At 45.9% G+C, this 22,024-nt stretch carries 23 protein-coding genes; 13 read left to right on the top strand and 10 right to left on the bottom strand.

What is annotated here, in order from left to right; genetic code table 11:
* Positions 1–98: 98 nt before the first annotated feature.
* The gene (locus B3N33_RS10600) at positions 99–3,257 is read right to left on the bottom strand and encodes a PAS domain S-box protein (RefSeq protein ID WP_292593301.1); all 3,159 of its coding nucleotides are present in this window, start codon (positions 3,255–3,257) and stop codon (positions 99–101) included.
* 151 nt (positions 3,258–3,408) lie between these two features.
* On the bottom strand, positions 3,409–4,044 hold the full coding sequence (locus B3N33_RS10605; RefSeq protein WP_292593302.1) for a 4Fe-4S binding protein: 636 nt from the start codon (positions 4,042–4,044) through the stop codon (positions 3,409–3,411).
* A 142-nt stretch (positions 4,045–4,186) separates the two neighbouring features.
* Here B3N33_RS10605 and B3N33_RS10610 point away from each other — a divergent pair, with 142 nt between their 5' ends.
* Positions 4,187–4,966 (top strand): GNAT family N-acetyltransferase, encoded by a 780-nt coding sequence (locus B3N33_RS10610; RefSeq protein ID WP_292593303.1) that lies wholly within the window; start codon positions 4,187–4,189, stop codon positions 4,964–4,966.
* Between the two features lie 132 nt (positions 4,967–5,098).
* Here B3N33_RS10610 and B3N33_RS10615 read toward each other — a convergent pair whose 3' ends face one another.
* Entirely contained in the window at positions 5,099–5,359 is a 261-nt protein-coding gene (locus B3N33_RS10615; RefSeq protein WP_146028907.1) for a hypothetical protein, read from the bottom strand.
* A gap of 205 nt (positions 5,360–5,564) precedes the next feature.
* On the opposite strand from B3N33_RS10615, the gene B3N33_RS10620 reads away from it, so the two are divergent.
* The 3 genes from B3N33_RS10620 (at position 5,565) to B3N33_RS10630 (ending at position 7,678) form a co-directional block, all read left to right on the top strand.
* Positions 5,565–5,978 carry a YybH family protein gene (locus tag B3N33_RS10620; protein WP_102819026.1) on the top strand — a complete coding sequence of 138 codons (414 nt, stop codon included), beginning with the start codon at positions 5,565–5,567 and terminating at the stop codon, positions 5,976–5,978.
* Between the two features lie 121 nt (positions 5,979–6,099).
* Positions 6,100–7,353: an L-lactate MFS transporter gene (locus B3N33_RS10625; RefSeq protein ID WP_214060083.1), complete on the top strand. Its 1,254-nt coding sequence runs from the start codon at positions 6,100–6,102 to the stop codon at positions 7,351–7,353.
* A complete protein-coding gene (locus tag B3N33_RS10630) occupies positions 7,328–7,678 on the top strand; it encodes a hypothetical protein (protein ID WP_214060082.1) in 351 nt (116 codons plus the stop codon). The genes B3N33_RS10625 and B3N33_RS10630 overlap by 26 nt, the downstream gene beginning before the upstream one ends.
* Here the strand turns inward: B3N33_RS10630 and B3N33_RS10635 are convergent.
* The 5 genes from B3N33_RS10635 to B3N33_RS10655 form a co-directional block, all read right to left on the bottom strand.
* Positions 7,675–7,956 (bottom strand): metal-sensing transcriptional repressor, encoded by a 282-nt coding sequence (locus tag B3N33_RS10635; RefSeq protein ID WP_102819029.1) that lies wholly within the window; start codon positions 7,954–7,956, stop codon positions 7,675–7,677. The genes B3N33_RS10630 and B3N33_RS10635 overlap by 4 nt on opposite strands.
* A 2-nt stretch (positions 7,957–7,958) precedes the next feature.
* On the bottom strand, positions 7,959–8,165 hold the full coding sequence (locus B3N33_RS10640; protein WP_214060081.1) for a heavy-metal-associated domain-containing protein: 207 nt from the start codon (positions 8,163–8,165) through the stop codon (positions 7,959–7,961).
* Positions 8,166–8,178: 13 nt separating this feature from the next.
* On the bottom strand, positions 8,179–10,659 hold the full coding sequence (locus tag B3N33_RS10645; protein ID WP_349682164.1) for a heavy metal translocating P-type ATPase: 2,481 nt from the start codon (positions 10,657–10,659) through the stop codon (positions 8,179–8,181).
* 357 nt (positions 10,660–11,016) lie between these two features.
* A complete protein-coding gene (locus tag B3N33_RS10650; RefSeq protein ID WP_292593310.1) occupies positions 11,017–11,547 on the bottom strand; it encodes a type 1 glutamine amidotransferase domain-containing protein in 531 nt (176 codons plus the stop codon).
* A gap of 17 nt (positions 11,548–11,564) precedes the next feature.
* Positions 11,565–12,482 carry an alpha/beta hydrolase gene (locus tag B3N33_RS10655; protein WP_292593312.1) on the bottom strand — a complete coding sequence of 306 codons (918 nt, stop codon included), beginning with the start codon at positions 12,480–12,482 and terminating at the stop codon, positions 11,565–11,567.
* Between the two features lie 312 nt (positions 12,483–12,794).
* On the opposite strand from B3N33_RS10655, the gene B3N33_RS10660 reads away from it, so the two are divergent.
* Genes B3N33_RS10660 through B3N33_RS10700 form a run of 9 tightly spaced genes read left to right on the top strand, consistent with a single transcriptional unit; the run spans position 12,795 to position 20,120 of the window.
* Entirely contained in the window at positions 12,795–14,552 is a 1,758-nt protein-coding gene (locus B3N33_RS10660; RefSeq protein ID WP_422655908.1) for a RelA/SpoT family protein, read from the top strand.
* Positions 14,553–14,562: 10 nt separating this feature from the next.
* Positions 14,563–14,844, top strand: a complete 282-nt coding sequence (locus tag B3N33_RS10665) for an ACT domain-containing protein (protein ID WP_292593315.1) — start codon at positions 14,563–14,565, stop codon at positions 14,842–14,844.
* Positions 14,841–15,287: a D-aminoacyl-tRNA deacylase gene (gene dtd, locus B3N33_RS10670; RefSeq protein ID WP_102819034.1), complete on the top strand. Its 447-nt coding sequence runs from the start codon at positions 14,841–14,843 to the stop codon at positions 15,285–15,287. Before B3N33_RS10665 ends, dtd begins: the two co-directional genes overlap by 4 nt.
* An 11-nt stretch (positions 15,288–15,298) precedes the next feature.
* The gene (locus B3N33_RS10675; RefSeq protein WP_099829597.1) at positions 15,299–15,796 is read left to right on the top strand and encodes an OmpH family outer membrane protein; all 498 of its coding nucleotides are present in this window, start codon (positions 15,299–15,301) and stop codon (positions 15,794–15,796) included.
* The gene (gene lptB / locus B3N33_RS10680; protein WP_099829598.1) at positions 15,793–16,515 is read left to right on the top strand and encodes an LPS export ABC transporter ATP-binding protein; all 723 of its coding nucleotides are present in this window, start codon (positions 15,793–15,795) and stop codon (positions 16,513–16,515) included. The genes B3N33_RS10675 and lptB overlap by 4 nt, the downstream gene beginning before the upstream one ends.
* Entirely contained in the window at positions 16,515–17,042 is a 528-nt protein-coding gene (locus B3N33_RS10685) for a TIGR00725 family protein (protein ID WP_165775353.1), read from the top strand. The genes lptB and B3N33_RS10685 overlap by 1 nt, the downstream gene beginning before the upstream one ends.
* Complete coding sequence (gene gltX / locus B3N33_RS10690) at positions 17,029–18,450, top strand: glutamate--tRNA ligase (RefSeq protein WP_292593317.1); 1,422 nt, start codon at positions 17,029–17,031, stop codon at positions 18,448–18,450. The genes B3N33_RS10685 and gltX overlap by 14 nt, the downstream gene beginning before the upstream one ends.
* Entirely contained in the window at positions 18,425–18,841 is a 417-nt protein-coding gene (locus B3N33_RS10695) for a PulJ/GspJ family protein (protein ID WP_292593319.1), read from the top strand. The genes gltX and B3N33_RS10695 overlap by 26 nt, the downstream gene beginning before the upstream one ends.
* 1 nt (position 18,842) lies before the next feature.
* A complete protein-coding gene (locus B3N33_RS10700; protein ID WP_292593321.1) occupies positions 18,843–20,120 on the top strand; it encodes a HEAT repeat domain-containing protein in 1,278 nt (425 codons plus the stop codon).
* On the opposite strand, the gene B3N33_RS10705 is transcribed toward B3N33_RS10700, so the two are convergent.
* Together B3N33_RS10705 and queD are read right to left on the bottom strand one after the other, a co-directional pair.
* On the bottom strand, positions 20,110–20,895 hold the full coding sequence (locus B3N33_RS10705; RefSeq protein WP_214060268.1) for an energy-coupling factor transporter transmembrane component T family protein: 786 nt from the start codon (positions 20,893–20,895) through the stop codon (positions 20,110–20,112). The two genes, B3N33_RS10700 and B3N33_RS10705, sit on opposite strands and share 11 nt — an antisense overlap.
* On the bottom strand, positions 20,889–21,257 hold the full coding sequence (gene queD, locus B3N33_RS10710; RefSeq protein WP_099829604.1) for a 6-carboxytetrahydropterin synthase QueD: 369 nt from the start codon (positions 21,255–21,257) through the stop codon (positions 20,889–20,891). Before queD ends, B3N33_RS10705 begins: the two co-directional genes overlap by 7 nt.
* Between the last annotated feature and the right edge of the window lie 767 nt (positions 21,258–22,024).

A 22,024-nucleotide genomic window follows, 5' to 3' on the forward strand; every position in this document is an offset into this window, starting at 1 on the left:
GCAAGGCTGGGCAAGAACGGCCAGGTCGGAATGCTGCCTTCGGCAGGTGGCGAGGAATCAACAACGAACAACTTCATTCTTGAGAGAGTATCAGAGCTTTAGGATTTGAACTCAAATCCCTCGTCGAAGACTTCTAGGCAGACATTAACGACCTTTCTGTCGTAATACTTGCCCGAGTTTTGGATTATCTCTTCAAGGGCCTTGTCCATTCCCAGCGAAGCTCTGTATGGTCTGTGTGAAGACATAGCTTCAACAACATCGGCTACGGCGATTATTCGGGCTTCAATTCTAATATCGTCTCCCTTAAGTCCTCGAGGGTAACCCGAGCCGTCAAGCCTTTCATGATGCTGGAACACTATTTCCGCTATAGGCCACGGGAAATAGACTCCCTTAAGTATTTCGTAACCCTTTGCAGAATGCTCTCTAACAAGGTGATACTCGAGATCGTTAAGTCTCACGGGCTTTGTCAGTATTTCTGTCGGTACCGCACTCTTTCCTATGTCGTGAAGCAACGCGGCAACTCGAATCGATTCGATAATGTCCTTGTATTTATCATTATCTGAATATAGTCTTCGGGCAATAGCAACTGAAAGCTCACTCACCCGTTTCTGATGGCCGGAAGTGTATGGATCTCTCGCCTCGACAAGAGATGACAGTGTGTTTATTAGTGATTCAAGGCTTCTTTGAACCGACTCCTCTGATCTCTTTCTTTCGGTAATATCTAGAACGATCGCGACGAATACACGCTCATATTCGTCTTCATGTAGTTGAAGTCTCACTTCCACGGGATAGGCAGTTCCGTCTTTTCTGACATGCTCGGTCTCAAAGACTTCATAGGACATCGGGTCTTTTTTGAGTCTGTTCAGAACTTCCTCAAAAACTCCTCTATCCATCTTAAGTTGCAGATCCAGAGGAGTCATTTTACGCAGTTCATCAAGAGTGTAACCCGAGTTTTCCGTAGCTCCTCTATTCGCTTGAAGGAAACGCAATGAGTCCGGGTCGAACAAATACATCTCATTGAACGAGAGATCTATGACACTCCCAAGCCTCTTAAGGGCCATTTCGGCAATCCTTCGACTTGTAATGTCCAGAGCGATAGCGGCGATCATCGGTTTGTCGCCGTCGGAAGGTATGGGGAATTTCTGTACATAGAGGATCTTCTCCTGACCGTCGGCAGCCATAATCCTTTCTTCCCTCACTATCTGTTCTCCATTCTGAGTTCGCAGGTCGTCGTCAAGTATATCTCTGCCTAGCTTTCCGGGGTAGTTTTCCTTCGGATCTCTTCCAATCCAGTCGTCCTTGAACCCGAACATCTTGCTTGCAAAATCGTTGAAGTATGTCATTCTCAAATTGCTGTCCGAAATGAATACTGCTCCCGGAAGTCTATCCATGAACAGAGAGAATCTTCTCTGGAGAAGTTTCTCGTTCTTCTCAAGCTTGAGCTTGTAGATTGCGTAAGAGATATCGTCGACTATTTCGGAGAAGAGGTCTCTTTCTTCCTTTGAAAGATAGAAACTTGCCTTAATGACAACTGCCATGGCCCCCATGCAGTTGTCAGCAACTCTTAAGCCTTTTGCAAACACCGCAAGATCACCGGAGTCGCTAAATGTCAAGCACTTCTCGTGGTATTCCTTACTTCCGATCGAAATAACGCCTTCCCTTTCCATTGCCTCTCTCAGCATGGGAGGAATATGACCTGATTCTAAACTGGATTCTATTTCCAGCAGTTGAGATCTACTGAAGCCCGAGGCGGCCCAGCTTGAAAGGTCCCCATTATTGGTCAACAGAATCATGCATCTCTCAAACCCTCTGGAGCCGGTCATCAACTCGGCACTCTTCTTTATGAGATCATCGATATCATTTTCGGTAACGATCAGACGATTAACTCTTCTAATTGAGGAAAGAACTCCGCTCTGGTGTTCTAGCTGAGCTTCAATTCTCATTGATGAAATGCCGAATGAGATGTCTTCAGCAAGCTCCTCTAGGAGTCGAACTTCCTCGCTATCAAAAGCGTCTTCATACTCCGAGTAAATCACCAGGCTGCCTATTACCCTCTTATCGACTAAAAGAGGGATTGCAACCGAGGCTTTCAGCCCGTACTTCAAAACAGTGTCTTTCCAAGGCAGATAATCGGGGGAACGATCAATGCTTCTGGTAATAACGGTCATTCCGGTCTTAATAGCTTTTCCTATGGCACTTCTGCTCAGTTCGCTTTCATCCCAGGTAATTGCAACTTCAAACGGATAGTCCTTTGCCTTTCCGCTGACGGCAACCGGGTCAAGAGTCTTTTCTCCGGGCCTCTTAAAAGCTACCCAGGCAAGCGGGAAATCTCCAATCTTGGCGACGATATCACAAAGTCCATTGAGAAGAGATGCTTCTTCCTTTGCATGAACCAAGAACTCATTTGCCCTTAACATCAGTGTTAGCAACTTGTTAAGCCTTTGGAGTCTCATTTCGGCCGCTCTGTGCTGTGTTAGATCCGTATGGATCCCGACCATTCTCAAGGGTTCGCCGCTACTGTTCCTCGATACTACCTTTCCACTGTCGAGAACCCAGACAGACGAGCCGTCCTTCCCAATAAGCCTATACTCCAGCTGATAATTGGGTGTCTTGCCTGTAAGGCATTTCTCCAGAAGAGACTCCACTTCAGCGAGATCTTCCGGATGAACTCTCTTCTTCCATTCCTCTACGCTACTGGAGATCTCTTCATCAGAGAAACCCAGCATCTCCTTCCATCTTCTTGAGAAGAAAACGTGACCGGTCTTGATATTCCAATCCCACACACCTTCTTCCGAGGCGTCTATTGCAAAAGTCAACCTTTCTAGACTGTCCTTCATATCGTCCTGAATCGAGATTCTCTCTAGTGTATTTGAAAGAACCGAAGTCGCGGATAAGAGTAGCTTCCTCTCTTCTTTCAGGAAAGGTTCATCTTTGAAGAGTGATTCGTTGATAAGCGATATACTTACCTCTCCCATCTTCTTTCCATTTACGACTATGTCGGAAGAGATCGCCCTTTCGTTCGACCAATTGTCTCCAGAATTCCAGATACTCCCGTTGAATTCGATTCTTATAGATACTTGATCGGTGAACCTGAATCCTTTGGGAAGCTGATCAATTAGCAGACTGACTGCTTCATTTGCTGTCGAGGATCCGTGAAGCGCGCTGGAGATCTTGTAGATACAATCCAGTTCTTTCATTCGCTCCTGAAGAGCGAAGACGAATTTCTCCAGCTTGTCGCTACCTTCTTCAATCGTCACATAAACGCCTCGCTCTGCAGTAGTCTAGAATCATTCTAGCATTAAACAGCCAGACAACAAAAGGTTATGATGACAACGAAAATAACCGCCCCGAAGAGTGCGGGACGGTAAGTAAGTGTTTGCAGAAGGCATCGCTACTATGGGTATTCAATCACTCGGATCTAGAGTATGTTATTGACAGTTTAGGACACTTTTCCTTGCACTTGAGGCAAACGAGGCACTCTGAATTGTCTATCTTCATTCCATCACTCTCTTTTTCGATGGCGCTAACGGGGCAGACCTTCTGGCAGATTCCGCAGGATACGCATGAAGGTTTGTCAACCTTCATACTGAAAAACGGTTTCTTCGAGAAAAACGTTAATAGCGTTCCAAAGGGACATATGTACCTGTGCCAGAACTCCTCCTCAAATATCAGAGTAACCAATACCGAAAACGCTGTGATGTAAAGAAGGAGATTGATCTTGATTTTGAAAACCCTAACCGCAATCATAAGCACCACAAAGAGTATCAGAATCGTCCATCTGAATACGCCGTTCTTGAATATCGCCGGCGTTCTTAGCCTCTTCAGCCTCAATTTCGCATACAACCAGTCTATTGGCCTGAACAGGGTCTCCATGGGGCAGATCCATCCACAATAGATTCTTCCCAGAAAGAGAGCGCCCAGAAGTCCGACGCCGAATATCAAGAACCATCTCTGCAAATCCCTGTTTCGCAGCAAGAATACGAAGAGAGCGAGAAAAAGGACCTCCACGATCACTCTTAGTGTTGCAGCTTTCTTGCTAGACATAATCATCTCTCCTTTCATTCAGAGTCTATAGCAAACAGAGAGTCAAGTACGTGACATAAGTCACGAACTCGGTATTATCAGTCGAAATCGAATTCAAGCTGGTGTAGTCTTCTATATATCCGTAAATGCGGGGGGTGTTTCTTTGAAGAAGATCGAAGGAAGTGAATGGAAGAGACTCCTTCCTTTTCTGTACAGAAACAAGGAGTTCAACATGTTCATTATTGGAGATATCGAGAATACGAGTTCCGATTCAAAGCATATGGAGATATTCCTCGATGGAGATCTAGACAACCCGAAAGGTGTCCTCCTTCGTTACTACAAGTTCTTCATTCTAGCCGATTCCAGTAGAATGGATTTTCGAGAAGCTGCAGGTATCATAAAGAGGGATGTTCGGGCAATGATGCTTACCGGAAGCGTCTACGGGATAGACAAAATGGCTCCGTATCTTAGTGAGATGTGTGAGGAAGAGGACGCTCTGCGTTTTGCCGTCATGAAGGAACCCAACCTTGTCGAGTCTGTATTCGAAGTGAGAAGAGCAACGATGAAGGATGCCACAAAGCTTCTGGAATTTCTTTGCTCAGTAGAAGAGTTTCATGCTACGGAAGAAGAGTCTTTCATGGCCACACTGAGAGACGGAAGCACTCGAAGATATATAATTGAAGATAGGAGCGAAATCGTGGCTACGGCTGCCAGTACTTCCGAGAGTTGCGATATGGCGATGATCATTGCAGTTGCGACTAGGAAGGACCATAGAGGGCGAGGCCTGGCATCGGCAGTAGTATCCAGACTCTGCGGGGATCTCCTTGCCGAAGGAAAGACTCCCTGTCTGCTCTACGACAATCCTGATACGGGTAGAATCTACAATCGACTTGGATTCAGGGAGATCGGGGAGTTAAAGACGCTAAGATTCAAGAAACCATAGATTCATTTAGAAATCTATTACTAGACCTACTTGACCCATCGGGACGAAACTGGTTTCTGGAGAAATGATTCTTTGGACCACGTTCAGGTTCAACCCTAGCTGGAATCCGGCCTTAAGTCCAGGTGAGATATTTCATTTCGTTTCCAGAAGCACGCCCAGAACTGCTGCGAGACTAAACGATTCGGAGATGATCGCTCCCAGGCAACCTCTCATAAGCGCTGAAACTTCCATTCTATCCTTTCGTAGCATTATCGATGAGCAACTGTATCCCCCTGTGAAAGAAAAAGGCCAGGGGCTGCCGGTCCGAATATCGTGATCGGCGGTATGCTCCAAATCCAAAGCAAAGACCAGAATCCATCTCAAAGGACAGACCGAGTATTGAGAGACCTTCAATCCCCATCCTCAACGTAAGCCCCGGAAGTAACGAAATGAAAAGGAGAATCGCAATAATCGAAGCGAGAACTTTCCGCATGATCCACCTCCCTTCTTCGGGAAGATTATATTGTTTTGTCTTTCATAAATAGCCTCATCTTGTACACAGATGATCGGCAGGTTGATGATAAAATCTTACTAGTGACAAAGAGTGAGGTGTGAGTTGATGGAGCATGGCAAGATATCGCCTAAGGAAGTAGTTGAGAACTTCTTTGACAGTTATAGAAATCACGATCTCGAGTCAATCGAATCGCTATGCTGTGCTGATATTACCTATGTGAATCCCGAAGGGCTCGTAAGTAATGGGAAAGGTGAGTTTCTTGAGCTTCTGGAAAAGGAGTTTGATTCGTTTGGGGTTCTCTTTGAGCCGATATCTTGGGAAGTTACAGTTGAAAGAACCTCGTTCTGTTTTGTTTCATGGAAACGAGGTATGAAAATCGCAAGAAAAGCTGCATTCAGGAGAGTAGAGGTATTCGGTTCGGCACTTGTTGTGAAAGCAGATGGCAAGTGGCAACTGATGCACTTCCAGCATGGCTTCACAAGTTCTTACGCCGGCCTTCTGAAAGCCAAGAAGAAGTGATTGCAATCTCACGGATCGCTTTTTCTAGCTAAGGATAGTACATCTAAGTGATTTTTGGCACTACGAACCGACTAAACAGATCAGCCCGGCAATTAGCGTCATTTATTAGGAGGACAAATCTGTGGAAAACAACAGGAAAGCCTGGCTCGTAGTCTTTAGTGGTTTGGGGGTCAATTTGACTCTCGGGGTCCTTTATTCGTGGGGAATTATCTCAGCGGCCTTGATAGACGACTTCAACTGGACAGCAACGCAGACTCAGATTCCTTATATGCTTGCTTCAGCGGTCTTTGCTTTAACCATGATTCCAGGAGGAAAGCTGCAGGATAGATTCGGTCCAAAGCCAGTTCTTTTCGTATCCTCACTTCTTGCGGGGATGGGTTTTATCTTCTCGGGGATGAATCTTACCGTAGCCGGGTTAACCTTCTTTTTCGGGTTCGTGTTCGGGCTTGCGATGGGATTTGGCTATTCATCGCCAACACCGGCTGCAGTCAAGTGGTTTCATCCCGATCACAGAGGGCTGATATCAGGTATTGTTGTTAGCGGTTTTGGATTGGCACCTGTGTATATAGCGCCGCTGACTTCGAGCCTCATTGCTATGTTTGGACTGCCGACGGCTTTGGTGATTCTTGGTGTTCTCTTCTTTCTGATTGTCTTTTCCCTCACCTTCCTAATCTCCAACCCTTCCGATGGTGTGGAAAAGGTAAAACTTAAGAAGAAGCCTAGAAGAACCCATAGGCTGGCGACAAAGGATTACTCATTGTCCGAAATGATGAAGACACCGCAGTTCTATATTTTGTGGACCATGTTCTTCTTTGGTACGTTTGCAGGACTGCTCATTATCGGTCAGATGTCGAAGATAGGGTTAGAGCAGGCATCAATTAGCAATGGATTTCTGCTGGTGGTTGTTTATGCGATTTTCAATTTCATTGGCCGGGTAACGTGGGGCACGATATCTGATTATATTGGAAGAACGGCCACCCTATTCACTATGTTTGCCATTCAGGCTCTCATATACTTCCTGTTCAGTTCATTCACCAACCCTGTTGCTCTGTTGATAGGGAAGAGCGTTGTGGGATTCACTTTTGGCGGAATGCTCGCAATCTTTCCGGTTGTAACTGCCGATTTCTACGGTGTGAAGAATCTTGGACTGAATTACGGGGTAATGATAACGGCCTGGGGTGTAGGTGGAGTCATCGGCCCTTTGCTAGGTGGGATTGCGCGCGACCTTACGGGTGGATACGGGATAAGTTACTTGGTCTCAGCGGTTCTGAGTGTTTTGGGTGCAGTGCTAAGTCTTATAATCAGACATCCAGAAGCAGAAGACCGCAAGGGACGTTTGGGGGAACCGGATGGTAAAACGGGTGGAAGCACTTGAGAAGATCAGGAAGACTCTGGCCGTCCTATCGGACGACGTTCAGTGGAAACTAGATGACATCGTCCAAACGATAGGAGATCTCATAGATGCGGAAAGAGAGATAAAGGTGGATTCTCTGAGAAAGATAGCAGCGATGAGTTCCCACAGGAGAAGACTTCTAAGCTATTACCTGATGGCTGTCGAAGAGAGAAATTCTTTACTGAAGCAGAGAATTGAAGACTTATGGCAAGTAGAAGACAATGAGCTTCAGGAGGTTATCGAGGATCTTCAAGAACTGTCCAGAGATTCTCAAGACATGAAGAACGAACCTCCAGCTGGAGACTAGAGGCTCTTCTCTATATATTTCATGAGTGTTTCCAGCTCCGCTATCTTCTCCTCAATATCGCCGGAAACCACTGCTTCTCTTATGCAGGTTTCGATATGCTTGTTTACAACTGTTGTGTTTGCCTTCTTGAGGAGCGAGATGACAGCGAGAAGCTGAGTGGAAATATCTATGCAGTATCTCTCTTCTTCTATCATCTTGATTATGCCGTCTATCTGACCTCTGGCAGTCTTAAGAATCTTGAGAGCCCCGTCATGTTTGTGATGAGAATGTGTATTCATAATTACTCTCTGATTCCCCAAAATGAATAACCTGCATCTTCAATAATCTCTCTCAAGCGGTTCTCTTCAATATTCTTGGTTGTGAAGATTTCTGCGATTCCTTCATCAATGTCTACCACTGCGTCCTCCACGCCTTCCACAGACTTCAACGCTCTTTCCACTCGCATTTTGCAGTGATTACAGCTCATTCCTCCAATTTCAAGCTTCATAGTATTCCTCCTTCTAGATTCGTACTCTCTTCAACCTCAGTGCGTTTGCGACTACACTAACACTGGAAAAGGCCATGGCTGCACCGGCTATCATAGGGTTAAGCTTTATTCCGGCCACTTTGTAAAGGAGACCGGCTGCCACTGGTATTCCAATAACGTTATAGAAAAAGGCCCAAAAGAGATTCTCTTTGATGTTTCTGATGGTTGCTCTGGATAGCTTTATTGCCTTCGGAACATTATTAAGATTGTCGCTGATAAGAACGACGTCTGAAGACTCGATAGCGATGTCGGTTCCCGATCCGACGGCAATGCTTATATCGGCCTCCGCCAGTGCCGGGGAATCGTTTATCCCGTCGCCAACCATCATGACGGTCTTGCCTTCTTTCTTAAGATCAGCAACCTTTCTCGCCTTGTCTTCGGGCATTACTTCGGCAAGGACATTCTCGATTCCTACCTGTTCTGCGATTGCTTTCGCGGTCCTGGTATTGTCTCCCGTCATAATATAGGTATCTATTCCCATTTCTTTCAGCGTTGATACGGCTTCCAAAGAATTCTCTTTCACAACATCTGCAATTCCAAACACCGCCGCTGGCTTGCCGTCTACGGAGACAGAAACGGGGGTCATTCCCTTGCTGGAAACCTTGTCCACTAACTCCATCTCTTCCGCAGATAGACCAACAAAACGGTGATTCCCGATTCGTACCTCTCTTCCGTTAACAACTGCGATGATTCCCTTTCCAGGGTAAGCCTCGAATGAAGAGACTTGCAGCAATGTGCCGTGATAAGCAATCGAAATAGCCGAGTCTAGAGGATGAGAGCTTCTTCTGGCGACGCTTGCAGCCAGTTGTAATACCTGATCGCTATCTAGAGATCCCATTGTATGAATGTCTACAAGCTCAGGTCTTCCTCGCGTTATGGTTCCTGTCTTGTCGAATACGATAGCATCAACCTTATGGGTTACTTCCAGAGCTTCTCCGTTTCTAAAGAGAATCCCCAACTCTGCTCCCTTTCCTGTGCCGACCATGATTGCTGTAGGAGTAGCGAGTCCCAGGGCGCAAGGACAGGCAATCACAAGGACTGCGATCATCATTGACATGGAGAACGCGAATCCGTAGCCTAGGAGTATCCATGTAACAAAGGTGACTGCAGCAGCAATAAGTACAAAGGGCACGAAGTAGCCGCTCACGATATCTGCCATCCTTGCTATCGGAGCCTTAGAAGACTGAGCATCTTCAACGAGCTTTATTATTCTCGATAAAACTGTATCGCTCCCTACTACAGTAGCCTTCATCTCAAATATTCCGCTGATGTTTGTTGTGCCGCCGATCACCTTAGCACCCTTCTGAACGTCAACGGGGATAGATTCCCCGGTTATTACCGATTGATCGATGGAGCTCGTTCCTTCCAAGATTTCCCCGTCTACCGGAATTCTCATTCCGGGCTTGACAAGGAGAGTATCTCCAACCTCGGTTTCCTCGATCGCAATTTCTTCGAAGCCGTCGCCCCTCTTCACATAAGCCGTTTCCGGAGATAGACTCATTAACTTCATTATTGCATCGGAAGTTCTGCCTCTCGAAAGGTTCTCTAGATATTTACCAAGCGAGATCAAAGCAATAATCACTCCTGCCGATTCAAAATAGAGATCTGCTACGTAAACGTGGTTACCAAGAGCGATTTGAGCCGTTGCAAAGATACCGTACGCAAACGCTGCGCCTGTTCCGAGACCAACAAGACTATCCATATTTGGATTGCCTCTGAAGAGATTCGGTATTCCCTTAAGATAAAAATCCTTTCCGGCAATTACTATCGGGACTGTTAAGAACAGCTGAATCATAGCGAAGTTCAACGGATTCATATGAGGATCTATGATTATGGGCAATCTGAGCCCGACCATATGGCCCATGGCTACTATCAACAAGGGCAGAGCAAAGATTGCGGAGAATACCAGCTTCCTCTTGTAAGAGAGCGTCGCCGCCTCTTTTCTTAAGCGGCTTGCTGCAAGGTTTTCCGTTATGAGGCCTCCAGCCTTATAGCCTGCCTTTTCGACGGCCGCCTTAACTTGACCGATTCTAAGAACGTCGGGATCATACTCAAAGGAAACGGTATCTGAGGATAGATTCACGCTGACGCTCTTGATACCTTCTAGTCTACCGATCGCTTTCTCAACAGCTACGGAACATGCTGCGCAGGTCATGCCATCAATTTCCATTACGGCCTTTCTTCCGGACTTCACTTCTTTGAGCGAGTAGCCAGAGTTTTCCACTGTTTCAAACAGCATTTCTCTATCTATTCTGTTTGCAGCTTCGATAGAAAGTCTTTCCGTTGAAAGATTGACGGTCGCACTCTTCACCCCTGCGATTTTCAAGGCAGCTCTTTCAACCGCTTTTGCACAGGCTGCGCAGGTCATACCTTCAACGATATACTCTTCTTTCAAATCTAATCCTCCCCTTAATTTTTGGTTCTCCTTCTGGTTCTCGCTAAGCACTTTCCGCATCTAGTTGAGACCGCGCACTTTTCCAGTTCCTTCTATGACCAAACTCTCCTTACACTGAGAAATTCGAAAATCGGCCTATTTCCATGAACTGGCTGCAAACTCTTCTTCATAATGCTCGTAAAGAGCAAAACTCAAATCATCTTACAACTCCCCTCCCTGGGGGGAGGTATTATTATAATACAATAAATTCTGTCGGTTTTCAACGAATCTGAATTGATTCTGGGATTTGTACCCTATAAAAAGTTCTGAAGAAAGTTGAAGAGAATTATTAGATAGATTCTTTTCTCCTTGGAAGTTATATGATTGTTTAGGATCTAATCTGGCTGTCTGAAATAACCCGCTTGCTGAGATTGAGTATCAGCGGATTCTGCCTTCCATTGCTCTGACAAGTTCTCTGCAGAAGTCAGGAATGTCCTTCACTACACGCCCCCAAACTAGGTTGCCGTCACTGAAAGCTGGTTCATCCAACCAGATTGCGCCTGCATTCAACAGGTCATCCTTTATGCCGTCGCTGCCGACAGATTTTGAACCTTCTACGATTCCGGCTGAAATGCCGACAAGTCCTGCGTGACAAATCATAGCAATAATCTTTTTCTGCTCGTTTGCAGTCCTTATGAGGTCTTTAACATCTTCAAATCGTCTGAGCTTGTCGGGTGCCCACCCGCCGGGTACTAGAATCCCATCTACTTCTGAAACATCTATCGATTTGAAGTCCGCATCTGATATTGCGGTAAGCCCACCCTTGCCCTTGTACAGCCTGTTCTTCTCTTTTCCGGCGACAGTAACTTCTGCGCCCTCCTCTTGAAGTCGCATTACGGGTACCCAGAACTCGAGATCTTCAAATCCGTCTTCTATGAGAACTACGACTCTCTTTCCTCTCAGCTTCACGTTGCACCTCCGAATCGCTAAAGAGTTATTAGAAACCATTCGAGAGTGGCTTCAATGATTTCCATTACTTTATCTCTCCTATCAAAAAGATCGAATATGTGGCCCGAATCCTGTTCAAGGAGCCTGTCGACTCCCTTGTGGTATCTGGTAAAGAGCCTTGAAGCTTCCGGCTGAGGGAATACAATATCGTCCTTAAGCCCTGATACGACAAGAAGAGGCCCTTCATAAGAGACTATCTCGGCCACAGGATTGACTGAAAAAAGCTCATCAAAAAACTCCCTTCTCAGTACGGTAAAACCTCCCCAGGAAATGTTCGCTTCTATCTCCTCCAATGGAGAGGCTATCATTGCCCTCTCAACAGAATCTACACCGAGAAGAGCTGAGTACGAGTGTATAGGTATTGCAACCGCAGACCAGAGAGCGACACTTCTTACTCTTGAATCTCGACCGGAAAGGCAAGCAGCGACCAGACCGCCTTGACTGAGGCCGACCACGCCTATTCTTCTGCTGTCAACGCTATCTAGAGATGAAATGAAGTCAATAGAGGAGACAGCATCAAGGATCTGCTTGTTAAAAGTAGTGTCCTTCCACTCTCCTTCACTGATTCCCGAGCCTCTGAAATCGAATCTCAAAGTGGCAATACCCTTTTCGGCGAAGGCCGTTGCGGTGATCTCAAATAGCGATTCTTGCGAATCATACACGATTAGATCGTTCATGTGGCCAAGAAATCCATGGAGGAGCAGCACAATTGGTACATAGCCTTCTTGGAGCTCCGGTATGGTAAGAACTCCGTTTATTCTCAGCCCTTCACTGTAGAAGTGGACGGCGGTCTCTGAGACAATGTACTCTGAGTCGGAAAGGGCTGCATGCGATGATACTGCAAGCAGAATGAAAACGGATAGAATCAGAATTTCTTTTAAGAAGTGTCCTTTCACTGTTCACCTCCGTGTTTTTGCACTATCGATTCCATTCTACTCTCTGAAGAGGAACTAGGGCCAGAATTTGCTCATCAGTGAAATCACGCTTAGACTCGATTATCTAAGTGGCATGCAGACTTCTCACTGCATTCAGAACTTGCTTCATGCTAAAATAAACAAATAGAAGGTGAGAGAGTGGCCAGAACAGAAATTGATGCTCAGATTCTTCTGAGCGACCTCGAAAGTATTCTTCAATATCGCCTCAAAAGGAGAGACAAGGAGCGGATTTTCGACGCCTACGAGTTTGCACGCTTTCATCATCAGGAGCAAATGAGAGACTCGGGTGAGCCGTTCATAAGTCACCCGGTAGAAGTCGCGAAGATTCTTGCCCAGTTCTCGGCCGACAATGATACTATAGTCGCTGGGATACTTCACGACATAGTTGAAGATTGCGATGTGCCGCTTTCCGAGATAGCTGAGAAGTACGGTGATACGGTTGCTCTGATCGTCGATGGTGTGACGAAGATAAGCAATTTGAAGCTCAACGAAAAGCTTGAGTCGAAGATAGTGAAGTCAAGAATGAAGGTCGAGACTCTACGCAAAATGCTTCTCGCGTTATCAGAGGACCCGAGGATCATAATCGTCAAACTTGCAGACAGGCTTCACAACATGCGAACTCTTGACTTCCTCAAGGATCCAGAGAAGAAGCGCGACAAGGCCAAAGAGACGATCCAAATCTATGCTCCAATAGCTCACAGAATAGGTATGCACAGAATACAGGCAGAGCTTGAGGATCTTGCCTTTAAGTTCGAGTATCCTGAGGAATTCAAGGAACTGAAGTTCAAGGTCAACAAGAAGCTTAAAGAGCGTCAGGACATAATGGATGAGTATAAGGAGATAGTGCTCAGAGAACTGAGAAAGAACAGGATACCTGCTTTGATAGAAGGCAGAGTGAAACACCTTTATAGCATATGGCAGAAGATGATAAAGAAGAACAGATCCTTCGACGAGGTGTTCGATCTTATTGCCCTGAGGATAATTACGGGTGACGAAGTGAATTGCTATAAGATTTTGGGCGCAGCACACTCTCTATGGCCTCCGATGCCTGGTAGGTTCAAAGACTACATTGCCGCACCGAAGTCGAACGGTTATAAGTCGCTTCACACAACCCTGATTACCCACAGAGGAGAGCCTCTTGAGATTCAGATAAGAAGCGAGAGAATGCATAAGGAGGCCGAATATGGAGTGGCCTCTCACTGGGTCTACAAAGAGGGAATTGATGTAAGGGATAGAACCTGGTTTACACAGCTCGTCGATTGGCAAAAGGATTTCATCGAGAGTTTCAAGGACATGGAGTCGATTTCTCGCGAACTTGAGGTCGAAGAGGTGTTTGTCTTCACGCCGAAAGGCGAGGTTGTTCATCTTCCAAAAGGAGCCACACCGATCGATTTTGCCTACGCAATTCACACGGAAGTCGGCCATCATTACGCGGGTGCGAAGGTTAATGACCGGCTTGTTCCTGTCAATTATGAACTAAAGCTCGGAGACAGAGTTGAGGTTGTCGTAAACAAGGCAAGTGAAGGTCCGAGTCTTGACTGGTTGAAGTATGTCAGGGCAAATTCTACAAAGGCAAAGATAAAGAGATACTTCAAAAATGAGTATTCGGCGAAACTCGTTGAAAGAGGTAAGGAGATATTCAGAAAGATCAGCAGACGGCTCTCCGTATCGATGGATGACTTGATAGAGGGAGAGCAGATAAAGTCCCTGATGAGCCGACTGGGGGCGCACAACGAAAACGATCTCTTTAGCAAGCTTGGCGATGGGTCGATAACGATGGGAGAGGTACTCAGTCTTCTTGCGCCGAAGGAAGAAGAGATAGATGTTCTTCCCGAAGAGACCGAATTGATCAAACAGAAACAGGCGAAGGGGANNGGGGAACGAAGTCGTTGTTGGCGGCGAGACTGGAATTGCCGTCTACTTTGCCAAATGTTGTACTCCTCTTCCGGGCGACGACATAATCGCGGTGATGAGCAGCAGAGGTATATCAATTCACAACCGCAACTGCCGAAATCTGAAAGACATAAGTAAGGATAAGCTCGTGGATGCCCACTGGAACCTTGTAACGGGAGGGAGATTCAGTGCCTGGATTGTTGTGGAGTTTGACAGCACGGATAGAACTCTTATAAATAAGTTTCTTGAGAGACTGGAAAACAAGAATGCAAAAGTAATGAAGTACTCCGTTGAAGCAGGAAAGTGGGGATATGATACACTGATTGCGAATATCCTCGTAAAGGATGTTGCCCATCTGACTTTGGTGATGGAGAACCTCAGGGGTATGAAGGGTGTTCAAAACGTGAAGAGATTTGGAGGGGTTGCGTGAGGGCCGTAGTTCAAAGAGTTAGCAAGGCCAAGGTAACCGTAAGTGGGAGAATAACTGGAGAGATTGATAAGGGCCTTCTCGTTCTTGTTGGGATCGGTCGAGACGATGACGGGAGTGACGTGGAATGGCTGGTTGATAAGACACTCAATCTTCGTGTGTTTGAAGACGAAAATGAGAAGATGAATCTTTCGCTAATAGATGTCTCGGGAGCGCTTCTTGCCATTTCACAATTCACAATAATGGGCGACGCCAGAAAGGGAAGAAGGCCTTCTTTCACCGAAGCTGCCGAACCGGAAGCGGCCAGAGCGCTTTTCAACGATTTTCTCCAGATGGCGTCTAAGACTGTGAAAGTTGAGACAGGGATCTTCCAGGCTCACATGGATGTAGAGCTTGTTAACAGTGGGCCGGTAACGATTCTATTGGATTCAAAGAGAGTATTTTAGGAGGTGTTCTTGTGAAGAGATCCATGAAATTTATTCTTATCGTAATAATGGTTGCGGCGGTCGGGGCGATTGTTGTCTCTGAGAGCAGTGCGGGGCCTTCCAATCCTGCAAAAATCGCGTTTGCAGATATGCAGAAAGTCCTTGAGTCAACGAGAGACTGGGTTACATTGAATACCGACTATCAGAAAGACACTCAGTTTTATCAGGGCCAGTTGGATAGCTTGAGTAGAGAGTATCAGGACTTGGCGAACTCTGGAGCTAGTCAAGAAGCGCTTCTCCAGAAGCAACAGGAGATTCTTACCAAGAAGAGTCAGTACGAACAGACACTGGAAACTACTTACAATGCAAAACTGCAGGTCATATTGGAACAGGTTAACAAGAGAATCAGAGATTACGCAACGTTTATTGGTATAGACATGGTAATATCCGACGAAATAGTTGTATATGGTTCTTCTGCTTACAATATTACTGACGCGATAATCGAGTATATGAAAGGGTTTCAGAATTGAGTGATCCTTCTTATCTGAAATGCGAACATCTTGACAAGCGCTACGGAAGAAGAAGAGTACTGAAGGATGTATCAATAGAGGCATCATCGCTTGAGGTGGTGGGACTGCTTGGACCCAACGGTGCAGGCAAGACCACCGCCTTCAAGTCTATTCTCGGAATAGTTATTCCGAACACTGGGAGTATATTTCTCAATGGCGAGAATATAACTCATCTTCCAATCCACGAAAGGGCCAAGAGAGGAATAGCTTACCTTCCGCAGGAGACATCGATTTTCAGGGGACTTAAGGTGATTGAAAACCTGACGATGGTCATGAGACTCACCGGTCAAGAAGAAAGTCACTATGAGAGGGCGAGCGAGATACTGGATGAGTTCGGAATCCTTTCGTTGAAAGATCAGGTTGCTTCGTCGATATCGGGTGGGGAGAAGAGAAGACTGGAATTTGCGAGGACGATGACCCTGTCTCCTTCATTCATACTTCTCGATGAGCCTTTCGTGGGAATAGATCCTATGACTGTGAAGGATATTCAGAAGATGATCAGAAAGCTTAAGAGCAGGGGAATAGGTGTTATAGTTACGGACCACGATGTCTCTTCTATAGCAAAAGTTGTTGACAGACTCTATGTGTTGTACAAGGGAGAAGTCATCTCTTCCGGAGACCCGGAAGAGGTCCTTGGAGACAGCCAGGTTGTCGAGAAGTATCTGGGAAGTGACGATTGATGCTTCATGTCGCTGTAATTGGTTATTCCGGCCCCACGGACAGAAGTCCCGTGAAGGAGCTTCAAGTAGTCTGCGAAGAAGTTGGAAGAACTCTTGCAAGGCGTGGTCACGTTGCGATGACAGGTGGGAGAGACGGAGTAATGGAACTTGTTTCAAGATCTATGTCGGAAGAGGGAGGTCGGGTAGTTGGAGTACTTCCTATCGGAGACGAGGGCAACGAGCACAATGAGATCAGGATAAGAACCGGGATGGATTTTGCTATGAGATCCCTGATACTTACAAAATCCGCCGATGTAGTAATCTCTATTGGAGGTCAGGCGGGAACTCTGCTGGAAGTAGTTTCCTCGTACTCATATGGCCGTTCAGTAATCCTAATGGAGGGTACCGGCGGCTGGACAGACAGAATCAGATCTGTGTTAATTGACGGCAAGTATCTTGACGAGAGAAAGACTGTAGAAATGAAGCTGGCAAGTAATATAGAAGATCTTGAGACGTACCTTGAGGAGGCTGAAAATGGTAAGGTGTAGATTTGCGCCCAGTCCTACCGGCAATCTTCATGTTGGTGGTGTTAGGACGGCGCTGTTCAACTGGCTCTTTGCGAAAAACCAACATGGAGGTTTTGTGCTGAGAATAGAAGATACGGATATCGAGCGTTCTGAGAAGAAATTTGAGGATCAGATCCTTTCCTCCATGAAATGGTGTGGACTTGATTGGTCGGAAGGGCCGGATGTAGGCGGGGATTATGGCCCTTATAGACAGAGCGAGCGTGTCGCTCTCGGTTTCTACGATAAATTTGCTAAAGAGCTCGTCGAAAGAGGTCGGGCATATTTTGCAGTCTATTCCAAGTCAAATCAGGAAGAGGTTTTACGGATTTCAGAGGAGATTCCTGAGCTATCTGATGATGAGATATATACAGTGAAGTTCAAGATACCGGACGGTACGACCGGCTTTTCCGATCTGTCTAAAGGAGAGATGAGTTTCGAAAACGAGAATTTCTCTGATTTCATAATAATCAAATCGAATGGATTCCCGACCTACAATTTCGCTGTAGTTGTAGATGATCATATGATGGAGATTACTCATGTTTTCAGAGGAGAAGACCATCTCACAAATACTCCGAGGCAGCTCATGATCTATAGAGCCCTGGAATGGGAACCACCAACATTCATGCATATTCCTCTGATTCTTGGTAGTGACCGGGCTCCTCTATCGAAGAGGCATGGTCATACTAGTGTGGATCATTTCAGAAGAGAAGGGTACTTGAGTGTGGGACTGATGAACTACCTTGCGCTTCTTGGATGGACGGTTGATCAGGAGATCTTTGATTATCACGAAAAGGTCAGGGACTTCGTTCCATCAGATATCTCCAACAAAGGAGTCGTCTTCGATTACGAGAAGCTTGAGTGGATTAACGGAAAGCACTTGAGGTTATTTGATCCCGACGAACTGGCTGTGCAGTTTGGATTGTGGCTGAAGTTCACTGGAAGGTTTGACTATTACGCGAACATGGAAGCCGATCAGTTTTACTCGAGAGAAGTCCTAACAATTTGCCGCGAGAAGATCAATACTCTACAGCAGCTGTTCGATTTCTCGGCGCCTTTCTTCTGCGAAGAGGTGGATTACCAGGAAGACTACGTTGTCAAGTATCTTAAAAATGACTGGAGCAAAGATCTTGTTTCTGCTGCTATCAGGCGGTTTGAAGACGCACGCGACTGGTCCGTTGAAGGTGTTGAGAAGACTGTTAGGGAACTTGCGGATGAGAAGATAACATCCAAGAAGAATACTTTCCAAACTCTAAGAGGGGGGGTAACTGGTAGGCTTGTGACTCCGGGACTCTTTGAGACGATCTCCGTACTTGGTAGAGATAGAGTTCTTGAGAGGTTGGAGAGCCTGCTCGAGTTGATTGAGTATGAGGAAGGGAATATCGCTGATTGAGATGGTAGTCTCTCTGGCAGTATCTGCTCTCTTACTGATTTCGATCTTCAAAATTGTTAACATGTGGCTGGCTATGTCTTCCAGCATAGTTCAGGAAACGAAAACGAACATGTCTTTGTCGAGAACCTTCGACATCGTCGAAAGGGACCTTAATCGTTCCACGGGAAACTTCTTATGCGGGGTTTCCTTTATAAGCTTCGATGCAATTGTTGATGGGCAACACAAAAAGATAAGGTACTACGTGTCTGGAAACAGGATAATGAGAAGGTCTGGAAATTCATATAATACCGTGACCGAGTTTAGAGAGTCTGCAGGCTTCTTTGAAGAAGAAGGGACAGTCAGATTCATAATCGATAAAAGAGAAATCTTGATAGGGACAAAAGGTGGATAGGATGAATCCAAAGGATATCAGGAAGATGCTTCAGGCTATAGAAGAGGAGATTCTCTCCAGAACAGAAATGGATGTAAAAGAGATGCTGGATTCACCTTCGGCATACGTAAGGGCAAGAGCTGTGAAGTCTGCTGCTGATAGAGAGATGAGAATAGAGAATATTGAAAGCTTTCTCGAAGACCCTTCTCCCGAGGTCAGAAAGAATGCAGTGGTCACTATGGCAAAATTGAGTGAGAACCGAGATTCTATTCTCAAAGCATTGGATGATCCGTCAGATCTTGTCAGAAGCACAACAGCGAAAGAACTCGTGGAATTTGGCTTTGAAGACGAGGATCTTGCGAGGCGAATCGCCGCCGACCCCTCCAAAAAGGTTAGGAAGACTTTTGTTGTCGCTCTGGCTGAAGCCGGGGAGAACGAACTCCTGAAGGAGTTTGACGAAGACCCGAGTAACGATATTCGGAGTATCCTGGCGGCCTGCAAAGGGCAGCTCAGGCTTGAAGAAGAGGAGCTTTCATCTCTTTCAGGCAAGTTCCAGAAGGTGGCTCTTCTTTCGAGATTGGGCCAGAGAAACTCAGGCGCCGCTGAAGAGCTTCTAGTTCTCTTGAAGGATTTCCGATCCTCAAAAGTCAAACAGATAATTGTTGAGACTTTCGAGTCCTTTCCTGATGATATCGCGCTTCCCACTCTCAAGAAATTGATTGATTCCGATGATAGAACAGTTGCTATCTCCGCAATGAAAACTCACAGGAAGATCAAAGGGTACGAGGTTTCGATGCTTCAGTCAGCAGAGAGATTCATGGATTCTGAGGATGAAGAGATGAGATTCGCAGGCGCACAGTATATTAAAGGTCTTGTAGAACCGTCTGCAGCAGAGATTTTACACACTGGATTAGAAGATCCTTCTGACAGAGTGAGAGCCGTATGTATGGAGGCGCTGGCAAGTCTTATGGATCATTCTATTGCAGATGTTATCGATGAATCTCTTAGATCAACATCATCCCGGCTAAAAAAGGCATCGCTAAGGGCCGTGAAGAAACTTAAGACTATCGATATCGAAGATCATATTACTAGAATTCTTTCTAACAGAAAAGAGGACCTTCAGACAAGAGTACTCGCTTCTTCCGTAACGGGACTTCTAAAACTGGAAGGACCTCTTCCTTATCTTGAAGAAATCGCTCTAAATGCTTCCATTGAAAGCCGCCTAAGAATCTCTGCGGCAAGAGCTATGGCAAGGATAAATCCTTCTCGTCTGGCCGAACTTTTCGGCTTCACAGTATGATGGCGGTCAGAATCGAAAGCATCGTTACTACTAAGAGAATGGAGTCACTCAAAGACCAGCTTTTTTCTTTGAGGCAAGTTAACTTGTGTCCAGGTCTGTATCCTCTAATTTGAAGGGCGGCAGCAGTGTCCTGAGCCTTCTTCAGCGAGGTTGCAATTACCGGGATCACTACGGAGATTGAGTTTTTCACTCTTGAGAATATGCTCCCTTTGTCGAACTCTATTCCCCGCGCCTTCTGTGCCAAGATTATTCGGTTTGTCTGAAGGGAGATAAGGGGGATGAAAGTGAGAGTTAGAGAAAGCGCCATTCCAATTTCAGAAGACCGCTTCTTGCCCCCGGGGAGTTTTCCAATAATCTCTTCCACAGAAAAAGAGATCTCCAGGGGTGTTGTTGTAAGTGAAAGCATTATACTGAAAAGCACCGCAAGAATCATTCTGGCCGAAAGCACCGCAGCGTTTATCAAACCCTCTTCTGTGATCCTCAAAACCTTTAAGTCCAGCAAGACTCTTCCGTGAGTAAAAAGGATCTGAAAGACTACGATCAACAGGATTAACAACCTTATCCCCCGTAGCGTCTTCACGAACTCCCTGAAAGGAACTGCTGAAAGTGCGGAGAGAACAATCCAGAGTGATAGGAAGACTGTGAAATCTGCAATCCCGCTCAGAAACAGCGAGCCTATTGAAAGCGAAACAAAGGCTATGGTCTTTGCTATCGGTGACAATTTGTGAATCACCGAGTTCGTTGGAACGAATCGCCCAAAAGGAACTCCTACCAAACATCTCTCTCCCTGTAACGAACAAAACTAGTCGGTGTTTCCCACACCGCCACTTCGTAAAGCTCATAATCGCTTCCTCCAACCCTGGAAGCCAGGCGTTTGAATATCCACTCGGCTATGTTCTCTGCGGTCGGCTGAGGTATAACATCATTTATGTATGCGTGATCGAGCAAGCTCAACACTTCTGACTTGACTATGTCTTTGAGCCGCAGAAAATCGATGACCATATCTTCTTGATTCTTCTCTCCGGCAACTGTTATCTGAAGCTTATAGGTGTGGCCGTGAAGCTTCTCACACTTTCCGTGATAACTGGTCAGATTGTGAGCCGCATCAAATGTGAACTCCTTAGTTAGGAAGAACATGAGTCTCTATCACCATCCTTTTTCACTACCAATACAGACTCTCCATGAGACTATCATATCGTATTCTCGCTTGTCAGAAGGGTAACACCAAGGAAATGCTGATGATTTGTCCTGCCATTGAGCGGAGGAATCCCTTTAACGGATACCAGCATCGGTGTTTCGCTGCACAATGAAGAACGAGAAAGACTAAGAGTGAATAGGTCCTCAAAGTGATTTACTGGCCATAACAGATGCTCAATGTGGGAAAAGATTAGCAGAGCATAACATTTCTGAAGAAGATGTCGATAATTATCAGCTGACAAACCGGTCGAGCTAGCTCACTCTATAGTTAGATAACTGCGGAATTTGCATGAATATGTTTGACATTAATCTAACTATGTGTCATAATAGTAACGTAAGAGATGTATCGAACCTGGGAGGGATGATAGGTGTCAGAAAATCAGATGAAATCGATGAAGGAAGTTACAGAGCAGATAGAGAAAGTGAGAGTTGAGATTCTCAAGACGAGATCATTCATAACTTTCTGAGAGAGTGCTGGAAAATCACGAGAGAGCTTTCGGGCTCTCTTTTTTTGTTGAAACTCCTGGCGTTTGGCGCATGTCTGTGAGACCAACCGAGAAAAATCATTGTCGGGAGTTTTGCTTTGAGAGTGCGAGAAATGATCGTCGTTGACCGTTACGGGTCAACCGTCCGAGAACACCGCGAACCAGTCCACCGAAAAGAACAATCGAGAAAGAGCGCTGTCGAGACGTTCGCTGCGCTCACGA

Origin of the sequence: Mesotoga sp. UBA5825 (assembly GCF_002432955.1) — a bacterium.
GTDB lineage: Bacteria > Thermotogota > Thermotogae > Petrotogales > Kosmotogaceae > Mesotoga.

What these genes read in the sequence shown, in the direction of transcription:
- B3N33_RS10695 (WP_292593319.1), top strand. Translation starts at nt 18,425, where the DNA reads ATGAGGAAGGGAATATCGCTGATTGAGATGGTAGTCTCTCTGGCAGTA.
- B3N33_RS10630 (WP_214060082.1), top strand. Translation starts at nt 7,328, where the DNA reads ATGGTAAAACGGGTGGAAGCACTTGAGAAGATCAGGAAGACTCTGGCC.
- B3N33_RS10605 (WP_292593302.1), bottom strand. Translation starts at nt 4,044, where the DNA reads ATGTCTAGCAAGAAAGCTGCAACACTAAGAGTGATCGTGGAGGTCCTT.
- B3N33_RS10635 (WP_102819029.1), bottom strand. Translation starts at nt 7,956, where the DNA reads ATGAATACACATTCTCATCACAAACATGACGGGGCTCTCAAGATTCTT.
- gltX (WP_292593317.1), top strand. Translation starts at nt 17,029, where the DNA reads ATGGTAAGGTGTAGATTTGCGCCCAGTCCTACCGGCAATCTTCATGTT.
- B3N33_RS10700 (WP_292593321.1), top strand. Translation starts at nt 18,843, where the DNA reads ATGAATCCAAAGGATATCAGGAAGATGCTTCAGGCTATAGAAGAGGAG.
- B3N33_RS10645 (WP_349682164.1), bottom strand. Translation starts at nt 10,659, where the DNA reads ATGCGGAAAGTGCTTAGCGAGAACCAGAAGGAGAACCAAAAATTAAGG.
- queD (WP_099829604.1), bottom strand. Translation starts at nt 21,257, where the DNA reads ATGTTCTTCCTAACTAAGGAGTTCACATTTGATGCGGCTCACAATCTG.
- B3N33_RS10685 (WP_165775353.1), top strand. Translation starts at nt 16,515, where the DNA reads ATGCTTCATGTCGCTGTAATTGGTTATTCCGGCCCCACGGACAGAAGT.
- B3N33_RS10620 (WP_102819026.1), top strand. Translation starts at nt 5,565, where the DNA reads ATGGAGCATGGCAAGATATCGCCTAAGGAAGTAGTTGAGAACTTCTTT.
- B3N33_RS10640 (WP_214060081.1), bottom strand. Translation starts at nt 8,165, where the DNA reads ATGAAGCTTGAAATTGGAGGAATGAGCTGTAATCACTGCAAAATGCGA.